The organism is Marinobacter qingdaonensis, assembly GCF_034555935.1.
Classification (GTDB): domain Bacteria; phylum Pseudomonadota; class Gammaproteobacteria; order Pseudomonadales; family Oleiphilaceae; genus Marinobacter; species Marinobacter qingdaonensis.
Genome location: NZ_JAYDCJ010000003.1, coordinates 470,059 through 487,328, shown reverse-complemented (window position 1 = coordinate 487,328; position 17,270 = coordinate 470,059). Strand labels below are relative to the sequence as shown.

Sequence of the window (17,270 nt, the reverse complement as noted above, 5' to 3'; positions counted from 1 at the left end):
CGCAGTCTAGCAGAGACCGGCAACCGCTTTCAGGGCCCGTTCGCGCTTGCTGCCAAAACCCAGTTGATCCGGATTCGCCAGCTCCAGCTGCTGCACCAGCGGGTCCGGGTGCTGGTTGTCCAGGGTGATGCCCAGACGTGACAGCATGTACGGAGCCAGGGCGGCACGGGTCTTGATCTCGAGTCGGCCCTGCTCCATGCCGTAGTCCCGGGCGATGATCTGCTGCTGGGCCTCGGTCAGGCGCTGGTCCGGGGTAACGACCATCGTGACTTCCCGGTTCCAGTCCTGGTCCTGCTGGCGGCCGTGCTTGGCCCGCTGACGCAGGGCCTCGGGCGGACGATGGAAGCGGCTCAGGGCGAAGTCCCGGAACTCGCGGTTGGATTCACACCAGGCCCGCAGGTGCCAGCTGGTACCGGTGCAGACCAGGGTGTGCGGTTCGAGAATGCTTTCCACCGCTTCCGGACGGCTCAGGGACACGTAACTGGCACGCAGCTGGCGGCCGTGGCGGGTGGCCAGCACCACCGCGCGCATGGTGTCCGGCGAGATGATCCGGTTTGGCCCCTGCACCACCGTGCTTTCCGGCAGGCTGATGTTGAGCGATTCGAAGGTGCTGCTCAGGCTCTGTTGCCGCGCCAGCAGGTCGAGGTACTCACCGATCTGGCCGCGGGTGACCACCGGTTGGAACTTGGCGGCCGGCACATAGCCTTTCAGGTGCCGGTCGTAGACCAGATTGCCCGGGGCCAGTTCGCGCAGGTAGGTATTGATGTCCTTGGATGCCTGCTGGCGACCGATACCGAAACTGTGGCAGATGTGGTTGGTGGTCAGGCGACCCTCCCACAAGGCGATGGTCTCGATCAGTCGGTAGCGAAGTAGCAAATCCCAGCGGATGGGCCAGTCCGTTTTTTTCATAACCAGGCGCTCACGGGTCCAGTGAATAGCTGCAACTCATGTTACCTGCTCAGGTGCCCGGGGTCTGTTACGGCCGATTAATGTAAAACCCTGTCAAACCAAGCTGTAACCGCCCCTCAGCCGGGAGTTCGTTCGTGTTCAGGTAGTTTTTGCGGTAAGTGCCTAGTGGTGGCCCGGGCCCCGCGCTGCTCTAATACGGCGCCGGAAAAATCCGGAATTCGGTGCTACCTTTTCCCTCGCCCGTGCGCTCAATACTTTCAGTCCGGAGTCCGCAGTAATGACCCGAATGGTTGCCTCCCTGTCCGCCTTGATCATGAGCATCGTGCTGCTGGTCAGTGGCAATGCCTTCCTGATGACCCTGCTGGGCATCCGTTTGAGTATCGAGGCGGTGTCGCCGGACATCATTGGCTGGATTCTGGTGTGTTACTCCATCGGTTTTGTGCTGGGCACCCTGTATGTGCACAAGATCATTGGCCGGGTCGGTCACATCCGGGCCTTCGCGGTGTTCGCCGCGACCTCCGCGGTGGCGGCCCTGCTCTATCCCATGGCGGTGTCGGAGCTGTTCTGGGCTGTGCTCCGGGTGGTGTCCGGGTTCAGCATCGCCGGGGTCCTGGTGGTGATCGAAAGCTGGTTTTCCAGCCGCGCCACCAACGCCAACCGGGGCGCCCTGTTCGCGGTGTACCAGATCGTGTTCTACCTGTCGGCCGCCGGCGGTCAGCTGATTGTCAACGTCGGCGACCCGGCCAATTTCATGCCTTTCTCGCTGGCTGCCATCCTGCTGACCCTGGCGTTGTTGCCGCTGTCCCTGACCCGGATGGAGGCGCCGGTGATCGAGCAGGTGCACCGGATTTCCTTCTTCACCCTGGCGCGGGAATCCTTTTCCGGCGTGGCCGGGGCCCTGATCTGCGGGGTCATGATCGGCGGTTTCTACGCCCTGGGGCCGGTCTACGCGACTCTGGTGGGGCTGGATGTCGCCAAGACCTCGACCTTCATGGCCAGTGCCATCGTCGCCGCCATGCTGCTGGCCTGGCCTCTGGGCCGGTTGTGTGACCACTTTGACCGGCGCCGGGTGATGTTCTGCATCGCCCTGCTGGCGGCCGGTGCTGCCGGCGTGGTGGGCATGGTCGGGGCTGCCAACCCGGGCATGCTGACGCTGTTTGTCGGCCTGTTCACCGGTCTGTCGGCGTCGCTGTACCCGGTTGCCGTCGCCATCACCAATGACCGCATGGAAAGCAACCGAATCGTGGCCGCCAGTGCCACCCTGCTGCTCAGCTACGGGGTGGGCAGTGTCATCGGCCCGATCGTGATGGCCGAGCTGATCAACCTGCTGGGACCGTCGGGCCTGTTCTTCGGCAACGTCGGCTTCCTGCTGCTGCTGGCGGTGATCACCAGCTACCGCATCAGCCACACCGAGGATGTACCGGTCCAGGACCAGGAACACTATGTTCCGGCCATGCCGGAAACCTCGCCGGTGCTGGCCGAGCTGGATCCGCGCAACGAGGCCTTTCACGAGTCGCCCGAGGTCGAGCAGATGCACGAGCAGGAACAGCGCCAGGCCAGCTGAGCCGCTCTCGGTATTCCCCGACACTGTTTTCCATTCCGCATCTGTATTTATGGCAATGGTTAGCATACTATTGGTACTTTCTGCCATGTACGCCTGAAGCCGGGATGGCGCGGGGTCGAGGCCCGCGGTCGGCGGCTTCATGAATGGAGTTTGAAGCATGAAAGATCAGTTCCCGTTTGCGGTCGCCCGGGTAACCCGTCGCTGGCGAAAAATGCTCGACGAGCGCCTGAAGGACCTGGGTGTGACCCAGGCCCGCTGGAGCACCATGGTATACCTGGACAAGGGCGGCGAGGGCCTGACCCAGCGGGAGCTGGCGAACCTGATGGCGATTGAGAACCCGACCCTGGTCCGGCTGCTGGACAGCCTGGAGCAGCAGGGCCTGATCGAGCGCCGGCCCTGCCCCAACGATCGCCGGGCCCGCCGCCTGTTCCTGACCAAGGCCGGCCGGGCGTTCATGGACGACCTGACCGAGCGGGCGGAGAAGCTGCGCGATCAGATGCTGGCAGGGCTCAGCGACGACGACATCGAATGCACGGTCCGGGTATTCAACAAGATCCTGGAAAACGCCGAGCAGCTGAAGTAAGCCTTGGCCGATAACACGGTTGAGGGCCTGAAAGCCCGGTACGGCGAGCGCTGGCGCTGGCTGGCGGTGGCCACGGTCATGCTGGGCACCATGGCCACGGTGCTCAGCGCCACCGTGGTCAACGTGGCGCTGCACGACATCATGCTGGAATTCGGCATTCGCCAGGGCCGGGTGCACTGGCTGGCGACCGGTTTCATCGCCGCCATGACCACCACCATGCTGGCCTCGGCCTGGCTGCTCGACCATTTCGGCGTGCGCAAGACCCTCGCGGTCGCCATGTTCCTGTTCACCGTTATCTCCATTGCCGGCGGCTTTGCCGTCTCTCCCGAACAACTGATCGCCGCCCGGGTCGGCCAGGGTGCCATGGCCGGGCTGATGCAGCCCATGGGCATGTACCTGGTGTTCCGGGTCTTCCCGCGCGAACGGCGCGGCCAGGCCATGGGCATCTACGGCATGGGGGTGATCCTGGCGCCGGCCCTGGGCCCGGTCCTCGGCGGCTTCCTGGTGGATCAGCTGAGCTGGCGCTACGTCATGTTTGCGCCCGCGCCGGTGACCATGATCGGCGTGGCCATGGCCTGGCGATTCCTGCCGCTGCCGCCATCGCGCCCGCAACCCTACCGTTTCGACCTGCCGGGCCTGGTGCTGCTGGGCATGACCATCAGTCTCGCCCTGGACACCCTGAACCGGCTGCAGAATCTGGCCGGGCAGGAGAGTCGAGTGCTGATTGGCGCCGCCCTGGCGCTGCTGGCGCTGGTCCTGTTCGTGGTGCGGGAGCGCCGGACCCCGCACCCGCTGATGAACATCGCCCTGCTGCGCAACCCGGTGTTCCTGTACGCCAACCTGGGCGCCCTGGCGCTCGGGCTGGCGCTGTTTGGGTCGACCTACCTGGTGCCGCTGTTCGTGCAGACCGCGCTGCAGTTCACCGCCACCGAAGCCGGCCTGCTGATGCTGCCCGCCGGCATTGTCCTGGGCCTGGTGTTTCCCGTGGCCGGGCGGCTGGCGGACCGGCAGAGCGCGCGCAAGCTGGTGATCATCGGTATCGCCCTGTTTGCCAGCTCGGCGGTGCTGTTCGCGCTGTCCGACCTGACCCTGGCCTTCGGCTGGCTGGCGCTCTGGACCGTGCTCGGGCGGATCGGCATTGGTTTCATGTTGCCGGCGCTCTCGACCGGGGCGTTGAACCCGCTGGCCCCGGAACAGCTGGGCGCCGGCTCCAGCACCATCAATTTCACCCGCCAGCTCGGCGGTGCCTTCGGGGTCAACATGGTGGCCCTGACCATCGAGTTTGGCGAACACAGCGGCGGCCTGCCCACCATCGCCGCGTTCCACTCGGCCTGGTGGCTGGTGGCGGTGTTCGTGGCGCTGGCGGCGATTCCGGTCTGGCGCATGCGGGCCTGAGGCGGAGTTGCCAGTGGCCGGCCGATTGCCTACACTAGGCGCTCCTTCAGGGGAGTAGCCTCCGTGACCGGGTTTGTGGCCCGGCCGGACGGTAGTCAACACACTTGGGGCTCAATCTCCATGGCTATCGTGCTCCACCGCGTGATCGGTGGACCTGGCAAGACCTGAGGCAGATCACCTCCCATGGGCGGAAGGTGAGCTGTCTCATGTCTGGTAATCCGCCCTGGAGCTGTTCATGGAAGCCTTTCTCGCCTCAACCGCCGCTGTCGCCATTGCCGAAATCGGCGACAAGACCCAATTGTTGTCCCTGTTCCTGGTGCTGCGCTACGGCCAGCGTCTCGCGATTGTGCTGGGGATTCTGGTCTCGACGGTACTCAACCACGCACTCTCGGCCTGGCTTGGCGCCTGGGTTGCCAGTTTCCTGCCCGAGGCCTGGTTGCCCTGGATCCTGGCTGCCAGCTTCGTTGCCATTGCGGCCTGGCTGCTGGTGCCGGACAAGGACGACAGCGAGGACTCGAGGTTCCTGGGCCTGGGCGCGTTTGCCGCCACCACCATCATGTTCTTCCTGGCGGAGATTGGCGACAAGACCCAGATTGCCACCGTGGTGTTGGCGGCCCGGTTCACCGAGACCGTATGGGTAATCCTCGGTACCACTGTGGGGATGTTGATTGCCAATATACCGGTTATCATGGCAGGGCGCTGGCTGATGGAGCGGTTGCCCCTGGCCACGGCGAGAATCAGCGCCAGCTTGCTGTTCGTGGCGCTGGCCCTGGTGACGGTTGCCGCCACCGTCGTGAACTCCTGAGGCGGGCCGCTGTCTTGGTACGCGGGTGGTACAGAACTCCTGGAAACGAAGTCTATGTGGTTAAAGTTTGCTCATATTACGCTGTTGATGCTGGCGATGGCCCTGGCCCCGCTGCACGCGGCAGAAGATCAATCCGCCGACCCGGCCGACGCCGAGGCGCCCGATCGCTCCCCCCGGGTTCCCACCTTTGCCCTGGACGGGGATCTGGCCGGCCGGCTGGACGTGTTCACCACCAGCTACGAGGACACCTTTGCCGCCATCGGTAACCGTATTGCCCTAGGCTACCTGGAGCTGGTGAAAGCCAACCCCGGGGTGGACCCCTGGCTGCCCGGCGAAGGCACCACCATAACCCTGCCACGACGTTACGTGCTGCCGGATGCCCGGCGTGAGGGCATCGTCATCAACCTGGCCGAATATCGGTTGTATTACTACACCGACGGCGGTGTGCAGGTGTACCCGGTCGGCGTCGGCACCGAGGAAAATCCCTCGCCGCTGACCGACGCCAAGGTCACCATGCCCCTGGAGTCGCCGGCCTGGTACCCGCCGGCCAGCATTCGCGCCGAGTATGAGCGCGACGGCGAATACCTGCCCCGGATGATTCCGCCCGGCCCCACCAACCCGCTGGGCACCCACGCCCTGCTGCTCAGTGAGAAGGGCTACCTGATCCACGGCACCAACAAGAAGTTCGGGGTTGGCATGGCGGTCAGCCATGGCTGTTTCCGCATGTACAACGAGGACATTTCCCGGTTTGTGTACCAGGTTGCCAAGGGCACCCCGGTCCAGGTCATCCGGGACCCGGTCAAGATCGGTCTGTCCGGTGGCGAGGTCTGGCTGGAGGTGCACCGTCCGGACGAGGAGTATCCCAGTGAGGATCGCGACCGGCTCTGGCGTCAGGTCTTTGCCGAGGTGGAAGCCTTCCGCAAGCAGCACCCCGGAGTCGAGGTTCAACGTCGGGCCATCGAGATCGCGGTCGACCAGGCCGATGGCATTCCCACCATGATCGGTGAACAGGTCACCCAGATGGCGGCGGACGACTCCGCCGACACCGTGCCCGGCGAAGCGACCAGCGAGCAGGAGCAACAACAGCTGTACTTCTGACCCCCGGTCCCCGACCGCTCCGCCAACAATAATCACAACCAAGGAGACTCCATGAGTCGCACCATCCTGATCACCGGGGCCAGTTCCGGCCTCGGCGAGGGCATGGCCCGGGAATTTGCCGCCCGCGGCGACCAGCTTGCCCTCTGTGCCCGCCGTACCGACCGCCTGGACGCCCTGAAAGCGCAATTACTGCAGGACTACCCCGGCCTCACCGTCGAAGTCCGGGCCCTGGACGTAAACGACCACGACCAGGTGTTCGAGGTGTTCGGCGAACTCCAGCAGCACTTTGGCCGGCTTGACCGGGTCATCGTCAATGCCGGCGTCGGCCAGGGCCAGGCCCTGGGCACCGGCGGCTTCCAGGCCAATCGCGACACCGCACAGACCAACTTTGTCGCGGCCCTGGCCCAGATGGAGGCCGCCATGACGGTGTTCCGGGCCCAGAACCAGGGGCACCTGGTCACGGTGTCCTCGGTGTCGGCGGTCCGGGGCATGCCCGCCGCCATGACCAGCTACGCCGCCAGCAAAGCCGGGGTCGCGGCACTTTCCGAAGGCCTGCGTGTCGAACTGGCAAAGGCGAAATCTCCGATTCGGGTGACTACACTGTATCCAGGGTACATACACACGGCCATCAACGAGAACGTCAAACACCGGCCGTTCCTGGTCGACACCAGGACCGGCTGCCGGGCGATGGTCAAGGCCATTGAGTCCGGTCGCAACGAGTGTTTTGTGCCCCGCTGGCCCTGGACCCCCATCGGGTTCCTGCTGCGACGGTTACCCCTGCCGGTGCTGGCCCGCATGTTCTGACCCGTTTCGGAAACCGGGGAGGCGTTATGCAAGTCGACCAACCCATGGCACCACAGCGCGCCCGCCGGCTTCGGGCCTGGGCGCTGATCTTTCTCGCCGGCGCCCTGCTGGCACTGACCGCGCTGCTCCACCAGGCCTGGGCCCAGCAACGGGACGCTGACCTGGCGCTGGTGCTGACCATCGAGGGCGCGATCGGCCCCGCCACCATGGATTACGTGACCCGGGGCATCGAGCGCGCCGAGACCGAAGCCGCGTCGGTGGTGATCCTGGAGATGGACACCCCCGGTGGCCTGATGGATTCGATGCGGGAAATCAACAAGAAGATTCTCGCCTCCCAGGTCCCGGTGGTTACCTACGTCTCGCCCCAGGGCGCCCGGGCTGCCAGCGCCGGAACCTACATCCTCTACGCCAGCCACGTCGCCGCCATGGCGCCGGCCACCAACCTGGGTTCGGCCACGCCGGTGCAGATGGGCGGGGTGCCGGGCTCGCCGGAGCCGGAATCCGACCCGGACGCCACCGACCCCGACAACCCGGCGCCCGGGGACGAGGCCCCGGCTGACGGCAAGCGCCGGGGCGGCACCGCCATGGAGCGCAAGGTCCTGGAGGACGCGGTCAGCTACATCCGGGGCCTGGCCGAACGCCACAACCGCAACGCCGATTGGGCCGAGGAAGCGGTGCGGGAGGCGGTCAACCTCAGTGCCAACGCCGCCCTCGAACAGCAGGTGATCGAGGTGGTGGCCACCAGCATTGGCGACCTGTTGAGCCAGATCGACGGCCGCACGGTGCAGATGGCGGCCGGCGAGCAGACCCTGGCCACCGGGTCACTGGAAGTGGTGCGCGCCCGCCCGGACTGGCGCACCCGCCTGCTGTCGGTGATCACCAACCCCAATGTCGCCTACTTCCTGATGATCATCGGCTTCTACGGCATCATCTTCGAGCTGGCCAACCCGGGTGCGGTGGTGCCCGGGGTAATTGGTGCCATCAGCCTGATCCTGGCGCTGTTTGCCTTCCAGGTGCTGTCGGTCAACTACGCCGGACTGGCGCTGATCCTGCTGGGGCTGGCGTTCATCGTCGGCGAGGCCTTCGTGCCCAGTTTCGGCATTCTCGGGGTCGGTGGCATCGTCGCCTTCGTGACCGGCTCGGTCATCCTGATGGACGGCAGCCATCGCGACATTTCCCTGCCCACCATTGGCGGCACCGCGGTGGTCGCCGCCGGCTTCATCCTCTGGACCATCACCAAATTCATGCGCCTGCGCCGCAAGGGCCCGGTCACCGGCACCGAGCAGGTGAGCCACGAACCGGCCCTGGCCCTGGACGACTTTGTGCCGGAGCAGGCGCACTACCGCGGTCACGTTCGTCTCAATGGCGAGCGCTGGAATGCCGTGTGCGCGCAACCGGTGCCGTCCGGGGCGGCGTTGCGGGTCACAGCGATGGAAGGCTTAACGGTAACGGTCGAGGTGGTCGGCGAGCCCGACTGACCCGACCCAGACACGGACACGGCAAACCAAGGAGGCCGTATGATTGGTGAATTGATTCCCTACCTGGCACCGACGGTGGTGCTGCTGCTGATCCTGGGCTCGGCGATCAAGATCCTGCCCGAGTACCAGCGCGGCGTGGTGTTTTTCCTGGGGCGGTTCCAGGGCGTCAAGGGCCCGGGCCTGATCATCGTCATCCCGGGCATCCAGCAACTGGTGCGGGTGGATCTGCGGGTCATCGTACTGGATGTGCCCAGCCAGGACGTGATCTCCAAGGACAACGTCACGGTCCGGGTCAACGCCGTGCTCTATTTCCGGGTGGTGGATCCGGAACGGGCCATCATCCGGGTCGAGGATTTCTATTCCGCCACCAGTCAGCTGGCCCAGACCACCCTGCGGTCGGTGCTGGGCAAACACGACCTCGACGAGATGCTGTCGGAGCGGGACAAGCTGAATTCGGACATCCAGGAGATCATCGACGCCCAGACCGAGGAGTGGGGCATCAAGGTCGCCAACGTGGAAATCAAGCACGTGGATCTGAACGAGTCGATGATCCGGGCCATTGCCCGTCAGGCGGAGGCGGAACGGGAGCGACGGGCCAAGGTCATTCACGCCGAGGGCGAGTTGCAGGCGTCCCGCAAACTGGTGGAGGCGGCCGAGGTCATGGCGGCGAATTCCGGCTCCATGCAGCTGCGCTATCTGCAGACGCTGGCGGACATGAGCAACACCACCTCGTCGACCATCGTGTTTCCGCTGCCGATGGACCTGATGTCCACCTTCCTGCAGGGCGGTGCCAAGGGCGGCAAGCCAGCGGCGCCGGACCAACCGAAACCGGAGGCATAAAAAAAAGGCCGGTTTCCCGGCCTTTCTCAGCATTAGCCTAGGCTAAGCTTCACTTCATGCTGGAACGCTCAAGCATGCGCTTGGCACGCTCGTTCGCTTCGTCAGCGGCCTTCTGGGCTGCTTTGGCAGCGGCCAGGGCTTCTTCGGCGGTCTGCTGGGCAGTGCGGGCAGAGCTGGCAGCGCTGTTAGCGGTGTTCAGTGCATTCTCTGCAGTCTGCTCTGCGGAATTCGCAGTTGCATTTGCTTCGTCGATGGCGGCTTGGTTGGAGGCACAGCCAGCGGTCATAACGGTAGCAAGTGCAAACCCGGCGATCGTCAGTTTACGCATTGTAAATCCCCTTATTGGTCGAGTTATTTCCTGAATATCCGGAAGTCAGTTCAGTACATGGACGACTTCCTGTCAAACCGGCCCGATAGGCGTTGACTACCGGAGTCGTGAAACAGTGTAAAACACTCTGAGACAAAATGTTAACTGGGGATACGTATATTTTCTCGTCGGATGACAACAACTTAATGCAGCCGTCACCCGGCGTTCAGGGAAGGATGCGGATCGGGGTTCCGTTGCTGACCAGCTGCCAGATCTCGTCCATCTCCTCGTTGGTGACGGCAATGCAGCCGTCGGTCCAGTCCAGGCCCTGGTAGGCGAACGCCATGTCGCCGGCCTCATTGGGCAGGCCGTGAATCATGATGCTGCCGCCGGGGTTCAGGCCCCAGGCGTGGGCCAGTTCGCGGTCTTTGGCGCTGGGGTAGGAGATGTGGATCGACTTGTAGAAATCGCTGCTGGCGTTGCGCCAGTCCAGGGTGTAATCGCCCTCCGGGGTACGTTCGTCGCCCTCGTACAGTTTGTGGCCCTGGGGGTTGTCGCCGAGCGAGATCCGGTAACTCTTGACCACCTGGTCGTCGGCCATCAGGTACAGCCGCCGTTCGCTTTTGCGCACCAGCACCCGGCTGATGTCCACCGCCTCCGGATCGAACGCCGGGGCGCCCGGCATGCGGGTGTCGGCGCGCGCCAGCAAATCGCCAGCAGACGCGGAGGCGGGTGCGAACACTGTGCTCAGAAACAGGCAGACAGCAATCAGGAACCGAAACAGCATGATCCAAACTTACCAATGGTTAATATTCACAGGGACCTGTTTATACCATAGCTGCTTCGCCGGATGTTGAGCGCTTTTGTTAACTTTTTGGGGTTTCTGTTTGCCGCGTCACACGTTATGTGAGCTGTCCATCTTCAGGCCGACCTTGGTGACCCGGTCGGCGTCGGTGGCCCTGGCCACCAGGGTGACCGGACCCAGGATGACGGTATCGCCCACCACCGGATGGCCCTTGGTGCGCCGGGCAAAGCACTCGGCCAGGGACAGCTCCGGCGGCAGATCGTCAAACTCGATGCCGTACACCTGTTCGACATCGCCCAGCAGGGCGTCGCCATTGAGCACGAAATCGCCAAAGAAGGCCCGCTCGGCCAGGTACTTCGGCGCGTGGCGACCGCTCAGGGCCTTGCCCAGCTCGGGCAGCACGTTGGGGGTGGCAAACATGGCGACCATGTCGCCACTGACCACTTCCAGATCGCCCTTCGGCTGCAGGCACACCCGGTTGCGGAAGACCCCGGCGACCGCGGTGTTCTCCGGGAACCGCAGTTGGCTCAGGCGGCGCGGGGTCTCCCAGGTCTCGCCCCGGAGCGGAAACAGCATGAGTTCGTGGTCGCCCGCGCCCGGGGCGTCCAGGGGCAGGCGCCGGAAGGGTTCGTCGCCGGCCGGCACCTCCAGCCGGAGTTTCCGGGCCAGCGGGGCCATGGTGGTGCCCTGCACCACCAGCGACACCAGCACGATGAAGAAGGCGGCGTGGAACACCAGCTGGCTCTGGGGCAGGTCGGCGATGATCGGGAACAGGGCCAGCACGATCGGCACCGCGCCCCGCAGCCCGACCCAGCTGATGAACCCGAGTTCGCGCCGATTGAAGGCAAAGGGCCAGAGCGTCAGCAGCACGGTCAGCGGCCGGATGATGAAAATCAGCGCCAGCGCCAGGATCAGACCGCTACCCACCAGCGGCACCAGATCCGAGGGATTGACCAGCAGTCCCAGGATCAGGAACAGGCAGAGTTGTGCCAGCCAGGCCAGGCCGTCGTGCACCTGCAGGATCATGGGCATCATCCGGACCTGGCGATTGCCGATCACCACCCCGGTCAGGTAGATGGCCAGGAACCCGCTGCCGCCCAGGGCGTTGGTGGCGGAGAACACGGCGATGCCGGCGGCGGCCACCAGCAGGGGATACAGCGAGGGCGTGAGCCGGATGCGGTTGGCCAGCTCCACTACCAGGTAGCCACCCACCAGGCCGGCCACGCCGCCAATGCCAAACTGCTTGATCAGCATGACCAGCGCCGACCAGGTGGCACTGTCGCCGTCGTTGGCGATCAGGGTGACCAGCATCAGGGTCAGGAAGATCGCCATGGGGTCGTTGCTGCCGGACTCTATCTCCAGGGTCGCGCTGACCCGTTCATTCAGGTGCAGGCCCCGGCCCTGGAGCAGGGAGAACACCGCGGCGGCGTCGGTGGAGGAAATGATGGCACCGACCAGGAAGGCCATCAGCCAGTCCAGCCCGAACACCCAGCGCGCCACCACCGCGGCGCCGGCGGCGGTCAGGAACACCCCCAGGGTGGCCAGCATCAGGGCCGGGCGCAGGCCAACCCGGAAGGTCTCGGCCCGGGTGCGCATGCCACCGTCCAGGAGAATCACCCCCAGGGCCAGATTGGCGATCAGGAAGGCCAGCTCGAAGTTGTCGAACTCGATGCCCCCCGGGCCGTCTTCGCCCATCATCATGCCGACGCCCAGGAAAATCAGCAGCACCGGCATGCCCACGCGGCTGGACAGCGGGCTGAGCACGATGCTGATGACCAGCATCAGGGCGCCGATCAGAGTGAGGGTGGGATCCATTGTTGCTCCAGACAGAATGCTTGCCCATTGGCGCGTCAGCTGCTTATATTGCTCTCGCGGCCGACGTAAAGGCGGGTGTAGTTCAATGGTAGAACGGCAGCTTCCCAAGCTGCATACGAGGGTTCGATTCCCTTCACCCGCTCCACTCCTTGCGATCCAGACGCCGCTGTTCGCCTGTCCCCAAAGTCTACTGAAGCGGTCCCCACTGTGCTACCGCCGCGGGTGGGCGATGCGCCTGTGCCTGCCCGGCCAAAATCGTGAAATTTGGTAAAAGCGGTGAAATTTTCGCCAATGCTGACTATTTTTTAGCAATGGGATAGGTCCCGGTGGTCGTACCATGCCGCGACCGGCGTCTAAGGGAATAATAACGACTCGACAATGGACAACAACAACCTGGAAACCGTGCCTCCGGGCTCGATGGCTCCCCGGGGCCCGGATCGCGAGGGCAGTGGCAATGACGGCCTGGCCCTGATCCGTTCCCTGAACAAGGGGTTGATCGCCAGCCTGGCCGGCATTCTGGTGTGCATGGCGTCGGTCCTCGTGGTGGTGTTCCTGACCGCATCGAACCTGGATGACTACGCCGGTGAGAAATCCCGGGAGAAGGTGGCGCGGGTCCTGAACCTGGAACTCAGGCAGCTGGCCAACCTGAGTGTGGAGTACGGCTGGTGGAACGAAGCCGTCGACATGCTGGTGTACCAGCGCGATCGGGACTGGGCGGACGCCAACATCGGTTCCTATCTGGAGGAGCGCTACGGCCTGGACGCGGTTCTTGGCCTGAATGTCCAGGGTGAGCTGGTCTATGGTCGTTATCAGGGCGATTCGCTGGCCTCGCCCTTGCCCGCCGGGTTGATCGCTGACGGCCTGGCCGGCCTGATTGAGCGGGCGATCGATACCGATTACGCCGATCCCCAACCGGTGTCGGGCATGCTGATCATGGCCGATGTGCCGGCCTTTGTGGCCGCCACCACCTTTGCCGTGTACGAACCCACCGACAGGGCCATCGACCAATCCCACGGCGCCCTGGTGCTGATCAAGTTCATCGATGAGGATCTGCTGGCGTCCTGGGCCAAGGACTTCCAGATCAGGGATCTGGCGTTCGTGCCGGGCAATCCGTCGGCCGAGGGCGTCGGATCGACGTCCCAGGCACTGCCGCTGCTTGCGCCCCAGGGTGAGGGCTTGGGCTTCCTGGTGTGGACGCCGGAGCAGCCCGGCCGTCGGTTTCTGGCCATGGTGTTGCCCTGGACCGGTGGTGCGGCCTTGATCATGGCCCTGGCGGGCCTGATTTTCTACACCAAATTACGGCGCTACAGTGCACTTGCCCACCGCCAGTTTCTGGAACTGGTGGCCAATCGACGGGTGCTGCTGCGGCAGGCCCAGTTCGACTTCCTGACCGGCCTGGTCAACCGTCCCCTGTTCCTGGAGCTGGTCGCCCATGAGACCAATCGCTGCTTCCGCCATAACGAGAAGGCGGCCGTCGTGTACATCGACCTGGATGGCTTCAAGGCGGTCAACGACTCGCTGGGGCACGATGTTGGCGATGAGCTGCTGTGTCTGGTGGCCCAAGAGCTCAAAGGCAGCGTTCGGCGCGAGGATTACGTGGCCCGGTTTGGCGGTGACGAATTCTGCCTGCTGCTGACCAACATCACCGACGCCGAGGATGTTGAGCGGGTTCTGGACGACATTCATCGTCGGTTTGCCGAGCCGCTTCAGCTGGGCAACCGGCACATCGCCATTGGTGCCAGCGCGGGCGTGGTCATCATCCCCGACGACACCGCCGATCGCTCCAGCGTCTTTCGCTACGCCGACATGGCCATGTACGCAGCCAAGACCCAGGGGCACAACGGCCATCGCTTCTACAGCGAGGAAATGGAAGCGCAGGCGCGCCAGCGGGCGATCCTGAAAACCCTGCTGCTCTCGGCCCAGACCCGGGGCGAATTGTATCTGCTGTACCAGCCCATTTGTGATCTGGCGACCGGCACCGTGGCGGGGGTTGAAGCGCTGTTGCGCTGGCGCAGTCCCGAGCTTGGCGAGGTGTTGCCGTCGGAATTCATTACGGTCGCCGAAGAGAGTGGTGCCATCGACGTCATCGGGATGTGGGTGGCGGAGCAGGTGCTCAAGGATTTGTGCCAGCTGGAGCAGCGGGCCGGTCGGGCACTGACCATGTCGATCAATGTGTCGGCCAGGCAGTTGCGGGACCCGGGCTTGCCGGATCGGCTGGACGCCCTGCTGCGCCAGTACGGTCAGGAGCCGTCGCAACTGAAACTGGAGATTACCGAGAGTCTGTTGATCGTGGAATCCGACAATGAGCACAGTGTGCTGAAGGATCTGGCCGCACGCGGCTACCAACTGGTGCTGGATGATTTCGGCACCGGTTACTCCGCCCTGGGCTACCTGCAGAAATACCCGCTACATACCATCAAGATCGACAAGTCCTTCATCAGCGGTGACAGTTCCCTGGTCAGCAACACCTCGCTGGTCAAAAGCATTGTGTTCATGGCCAACACCATGGGCATGAAAACCGTCGCGGAAGGGATCGAAAGCCCGGACCAGGAGACCTTTGTTGCTGCACTGGGCTGCAGCTACGGCCAGGGCTTCCTGTACAGTCCGCCCGCACCCCTGGACCAGATCCTGAACTGGATCACCCAGCCCGAGGCCAGTGACAGCCTGCCCTGAGGTTTTAGCCCCAGGGCGCTGGCGGCGCTAGTGCAGCTTCAGGCGCGGCTGCATGGCCCGACTGATCTTATCCATCAGCCAGATCACCCCGGTGCGCAGGGGCCCGTGCAGGGCCATCTGGTGCATTCGATACAGGGACAGGTAAAACAGCCGCGCCACCTTGCCCTCGACGTACATGCTGCGTCCGGACAGGTTGCCCATCAGGTTGCCGACGGTGGTGTAGCGACTGAAATTGATCAGCGAACCGTGATCGTTGTAGACGAAATCCACCGGCGCCTCGCCCGCCAGCCGGTTGCACAGGGTCTTGAACAGGGCATCGGCCTGCTGGTGAGCGGCCTGGGCCCGCGGTGGGACCGGCCGGTCCGAGTCCGGCTGCGGACACTCGGCGCAATCGCCGAGGGCGAATATGGCCTCGTCCCGGGTGGTCTGCAGGCTTTGGCGCACCACCAGCTGATTGCCGCGGTTGGCTTCCAGACCATCGAGTTCGGCCAGGAAGGCCGGGGCCTTAATGCCGGCGGCCCAGATGGTCATCTCCGACGGCAGCTCGGTGCCATCCTTCATGACCAGGCTGCTGGCCCGGACCTCGCTTACCGGTTGCCCGGTCCGCACGTCGATGTGCTGGCGCTCCAGTTCCCGGCTGGCGGCGGCCGAGAGTCGGGCCGGCAGGGCCGGCAGGATGCGGTCGGCGGCCTCGATCACGGTGATCGACACGTCCGAGGGTTGCAGGTGGTTCATGCCGTAGACCGGCAGCTCCCGGGAGGCCAGGCGCAGCTCCGCCGCCAGTTCCACCCCGGTGGCGCCGGCGCCGATGATGCTGATATTGAGGCCATGATCCTGGCCCTGCAACGCCCGGTGGTTTTTGCGCAGGAAGGCGTTGAGCATCAGGTTGTGGAAGCGCCGGGCCTGTTTCAGGCTGTCCAGGAACAGGCAGTGGTCCTGGGCCCCGGGCGTGCCGAAGTCGTTGGCGGTGCTGCCCACCGCAATCACCAGGGTGTCGTACTGGATCCGCCGTTCCGGCACCACCTCGGAGCCGTCGTCGTCGTGGAAGGGGGCAATCACCAGTTGCCGGGTGTCCCGGTCGAGTCCGCTCATGCGCCCCAGTTGGAACTCGTAGTGGTGTTTACGGGCGTGGGCGCGGTAGTTGATCTCGTTGGCACTGGCGTCCAGGGAACCGGAGGCGACCTCGTGCAGCAGCGGTTTCCAGACGTGGGTCAGGTCGGAGTCGACCAGGGTGATGCGGGCCTTGCGCTTCTTGCCCAGTTTGTTGCCGAGGCGGGTGACCAGTTCGAGGCCGCCGGCACCGCCGCCGACCACCACGATGTGATGCAGGTTTTCCATAACAAACAGCCTTTAAGAATGAAGAGAGCCAAGCGCTCTTCGGGCAAAACGCTTGGCTGTCGTCACTGGGCCGGACGGAAAGGTAGGGTGCTAATGCTGCCGGAAGTAGTCTAACCCGGCGCTACCCCCCGGCACAATTGTACGGAAGTGTCAGAGGGCGCGGCGAGCGGCGGGCTCAGTGGCGGGCCCGGTAGGCGTCCAGAATGCCGGCGACATCGTCGCCCAGATCCGCCAGTTCGGCGGGCGGCAGATTGCGTTCGGCCATGGAGCGAATGGCGACCATCTGGGCCTGCAGCAGCCGGGCCAGCCGCTGGCAGTCAGTGGTCTCGAGCAGTTCGCCGCGGGCCTTGGCCCGTTCCAGGGCGTCGTGGATGGCGTGCTGGATCGAGGCCAGGATCCGGTTGGCCTGGTCCGCCAGGGCCGGATGGGTGTTGCTCGACTCCAGCAGGGTCTTGACGATCATGCACGCCCGGGACGGCTGGACCGGTGCCTGGTCAGGATGGCAGGCAATGCGTCGCAGGTAGGTCTGCAGGCCGTCGATCAGGGAATCGGTCTGGGCCAGGTAGTGGTTCAGTTCCTGGCGTCCCTGTTCCGCGTAGGCGGCCAGGGCCTCGGAGAACAGGTCATCCTTGCTGCCGAAGGTGGCGTAGATACTGCCGGGACGCATGTCCAGGGCCTGTTCGATCTGCTTCATGGAACTGCCGTGGTAGCCCCGCTCCCAGAACAGGGCGACGGCTTTTTTCAGCGCGGTTTCTCGGTCGTAGCGGGCTTGTCGGGCCATAACGTCAATCCGTTCAATCAGCAGGTTCAAATTGAATGTGCGCTCAATTATAACTTGAACGGTCGCTCAGAAACA

Annotated in this window: 15 protein-coding genes and 1 tRNA gene; 10 read left to right on the top strand and 6 right to left on the bottom strand. The window is 64.4% G+C overall.

The window, feature by feature from the left end:
* Positions 1-6: 6 nt before the first annotated feature.
* A complete protein-coding gene (locus tag U5822_RS05485) occupies positions 7-909 on the bottom strand; it encodes a helix-turn-helix transcriptional regulator (protein WP_322854623.1) in 903 nt (300 codons plus the stop codon).
* A 277-nt stretch (positions 910-1,186) separates the two neighbouring features.
* Here U5822_RS05485 and U5822_RS05480 point away from each other — a divergent pair, with 277 nt between their 5' ends.
* The 8 genes from U5822_RS05480 to U5822_RS05445 all read left to right on the top strand — a co-directional run bounded on the left by U5822_RS05480 (position 1,187) and on the right by U5822_RS05445 (position 9,476).
* The gene (locus U5822_RS05480; protein ID WP_322854622.1) at positions 1,187-2,473 is read left to right on the top strand and encodes an MFS transporter; all 1,287 of its coding nucleotides are present in this window, start codon (positions 1,187-1,189) and stop codon (positions 2,471-2,473) included.
* Positions 2,474-2,630: 157 nt separating this feature from the next.
* Positions 2,631-3,056: a MarR family transcriptional regulator gene (locus U5822_RS05475; RefSeq protein ID WP_322854621.1), complete on the top strand. Its 426-nt coding sequence runs from the start codon at positions 2,631-2,633 to the stop codon at positions 3,054-3,056.
* A gap of 3 nt (positions 3,057-3,059) precedes the next feature.
* On the top strand, positions 3,060-4,451 hold the full coding sequence (locus U5822_RS05470; protein WP_322854620.1) for a DHA2 family efflux MFS transporter permease subunit: 1,392 nt from the start codon (positions 3,060-3,062) through the stop codon (positions 4,449-4,451).
* Between the two features lie 235 nt (positions 4,452-4,686).
* Positions 4,687-5,256, top strand: coding sequence for a TMEM165/GDT1 family protein (locus U5822_RS05465; RefSeq protein WP_322854619.1), 570 nt, complete (start codon positions 4,687-4,689; stop codon positions 5,254-5,256).
* A gap of 54 nt (positions 5,257-5,310) precedes the next feature.
* Positions 5,311-6,354: a L,D-transpeptidase family protein gene (locus U5822_RS05460; RefSeq protein WP_322854618.1), complete on the top strand. Its 1,044-nt coding sequence runs from the start codon at positions 5,311-5,313 to the stop codon at positions 6,352-6,354.
* A gap of 51 nt (positions 6,355-6,405) precedes the next feature.
* Positions 6,406-7,158: an SDR family oxidoreductase gene (locus U5822_RS05455; protein WP_322854617.1), complete on the top strand. Its 753-nt coding sequence runs from the start codon at positions 6,406-6,408 to the stop codon at positions 7,156-7,158.
* A 26-nt stretch (positions 7,159-7,184) separates the two neighbouring features.
* The gene (locus tag U5822_RS05450) at positions 7,185-8,636 is read left to right on the top strand and encodes an NfeD family protein (protein ID WP_322854616.1); all 1,452 of its coding nucleotides are present in this window, start codon (positions 7,185-7,187) and stop codon (positions 8,634-8,636) included.
* Between the two features lie 39 nt (positions 8,637-8,675).
* Complete coding sequence (locus U5822_RS05445; RefSeq protein ID WP_322854615.1) at positions 8,676-9,476, top strand: slipin family protein; 801 nt, start codon at positions 8,676-8,678, stop codon at positions 9,474-9,476.
* A 49-nt stretch (positions 9,477-9,525) separates the two neighbouring features.
* Here U5822_RS05445 and U5822_RS05440 read toward each other — a convergent pair whose 3' ends face one another.
* The 3 genes from U5822_RS05440 to U5822_RS05430 form a co-directional block, all read right to left on the bottom strand.
* On the bottom strand, positions 9,526-9,804 hold the full coding sequence (locus U5822_RS05440) for an Lpp/OprI family alanine-zipper lipoprotein (RefSeq protein WP_322854614.1): 279 nt from the start codon (positions 9,802-9,804) through the stop codon (positions 9,526-9,528).
* A 205-nt stretch (positions 9,805-10,009) separates the two neighbouring features.
* Entirely contained in the window at positions 10,010-10,570 is a 561-nt protein-coding gene (locus U5822_RS05435) for a L,D-transpeptidase family protein (RefSeq protein ID WP_322854613.1), read from the bottom strand.
* Between the two features lie 108 nt (positions 10,571-10,678).
* Entirely contained in the window at positions 10,679-12,403 is a 1,725-nt protein-coding gene (locus tag U5822_RS05430) for a potassium/proton antiporter (protein ID WP_322854612.1), read from the bottom strand.
* Positions 12,404-12,474: 71 nt separating this feature from the next.
* Between U5822_RS05430 and U5822_RS05425 the strand changes: the two genes are divergently transcribed.
* Positions 12,475-12,548, top strand: a tRNA-Gly gene (locus U5822_RS05425).
* A gap of 233 nt (positions 12,549-12,781) precedes the next feature.
* Positions 12,782-15,076, top strand: a complete 2,295-nt coding sequence (locus U5822_RS05420) for a putative bifunctional diguanylate cyclase/phosphodiesterase (protein WP_322854611.1) — start codon at positions 12,782-12,784, stop codon at positions 15,074-15,076.
* A 27-nt stretch (positions 15,077-15,103) separates the two neighbouring features.
* Here U5822_RS05420 and U5822_RS05415 read toward each other — a convergent pair whose 3' ends face one another.
* Entirely contained in the window at positions 15,104-16,414 is a 1,311-nt protein-coding gene (locus U5822_RS05415; RefSeq protein ID WP_322854610.1) for an NAD(P)/FAD-dependent oxidoreductase, read from the bottom strand.
* Between the two features lie 175 nt (positions 16,415-16,589).
* Positions 16,590-17,195 carry a TetR/AcrR family transcriptional regulator gene (locus U5822_RS05410; RefSeq protein WP_322854609.1) on the bottom strand — a complete coding sequence of 202 codons (606 nt, stop codon included), beginning with the start codon at positions 17,193-17,195 and terminating at the stop codon, positions 16,590-16,592.
* Positions 17,196-17,270: the final 75 nt, after the last annotated feature.

Coding starts and splice junctions, on each gene's coding strand:
- U5822_RS05485 (WP_322854623.1), bottom strand. CDS start 909: ATGAAAAAAACGGACTGGCCCATCCGCTGGGATTTGCTACTTCGCTAC.
- U5822_RS05480 (WP_322854622.1), top strand. CDS start 1,187: ATGACCCGAATGGTTGCCTCCCTGTCCGCCTTGATCATGAGCATCGTG.
- U5822_RS05475 (WP_322854621.1), top strand. CDS start 2,631: ATGAAAGATCAGTTCCCGTTTGCGGTCGCCCGGGTAACCCGTCGCTGG.
- U5822_RS05465 (WP_322854619.1), top strand. CDS start 4,687: ATGGAAGCCTTTCTCGCCTCAACCGCCGCTGTCGCCATTGCCGAAATC.
- U5822_RS05460 (WP_322854618.1), top strand. CDS start 5,311: ATGTGGTTAAAGTTTGCTCATATTACGCTGTTGATGCTGGCGATGGCC.
- U5822_RS05455 (WP_322854617.1), top strand. CDS start 6,406: ATGAGTCGCACCATCCTGATCACCGGGGCCAGTTCCGGCCTCGGCGAG.
- U5822_RS05450 (WP_322854616.1), top strand. CDS start 7,185: ATGCAAGTCGACCAACCCATGGCACCACAGCGCGCCCGCCGGCTTCGG.
- U5822_RS05445 (WP_322854615.1), top strand. CDS start 8,676: ATGATTGGTGAATTGATTCCCTACCTGGCACCGACGGTGGTGCTGCTG.
- U5822_RS05440 (WP_322854614.1), bottom strand. CDS start 9,804: ATGCGTAAACTGACGATCGCCGGGTTTGCACTTGCTACCGTTATGACC.
- U5822_RS05435 (WP_322854613.1), bottom strand. CDS start 10,570: ATGCTGTTTCGGTTCCTGATTGCTGTCTGCCTGTTTCTGAGCACAGTG.
- U5822_RS05430 (WP_322854612.1), bottom strand. CDS start 12,403: ATGGATCCCACCCTCACTCTGATCGGCGCCCTGATGCTGGTCATCAGC.
- U5822_RS05420 (WP_322854611.1), top strand. CDS start 12,782: ATGGACAACAACAACCTGGAAACCGTGCCTCCGGGCTCGATGGCTCCC.
- U5822_RS05415 (WP_322854610.1), bottom strand. CDS start 16,414: ATGGAAAACCTGCATCACATCGTGGTGGTCGGCGGCGGTGCCGGCGGC.
- U5822_RS05410 (WP_322854609.1), bottom strand. CDS start 17,195: ATGGCCCGACAAGCCCGCTACGACCGAGAAACCGCGCTGAAAAAAGCC.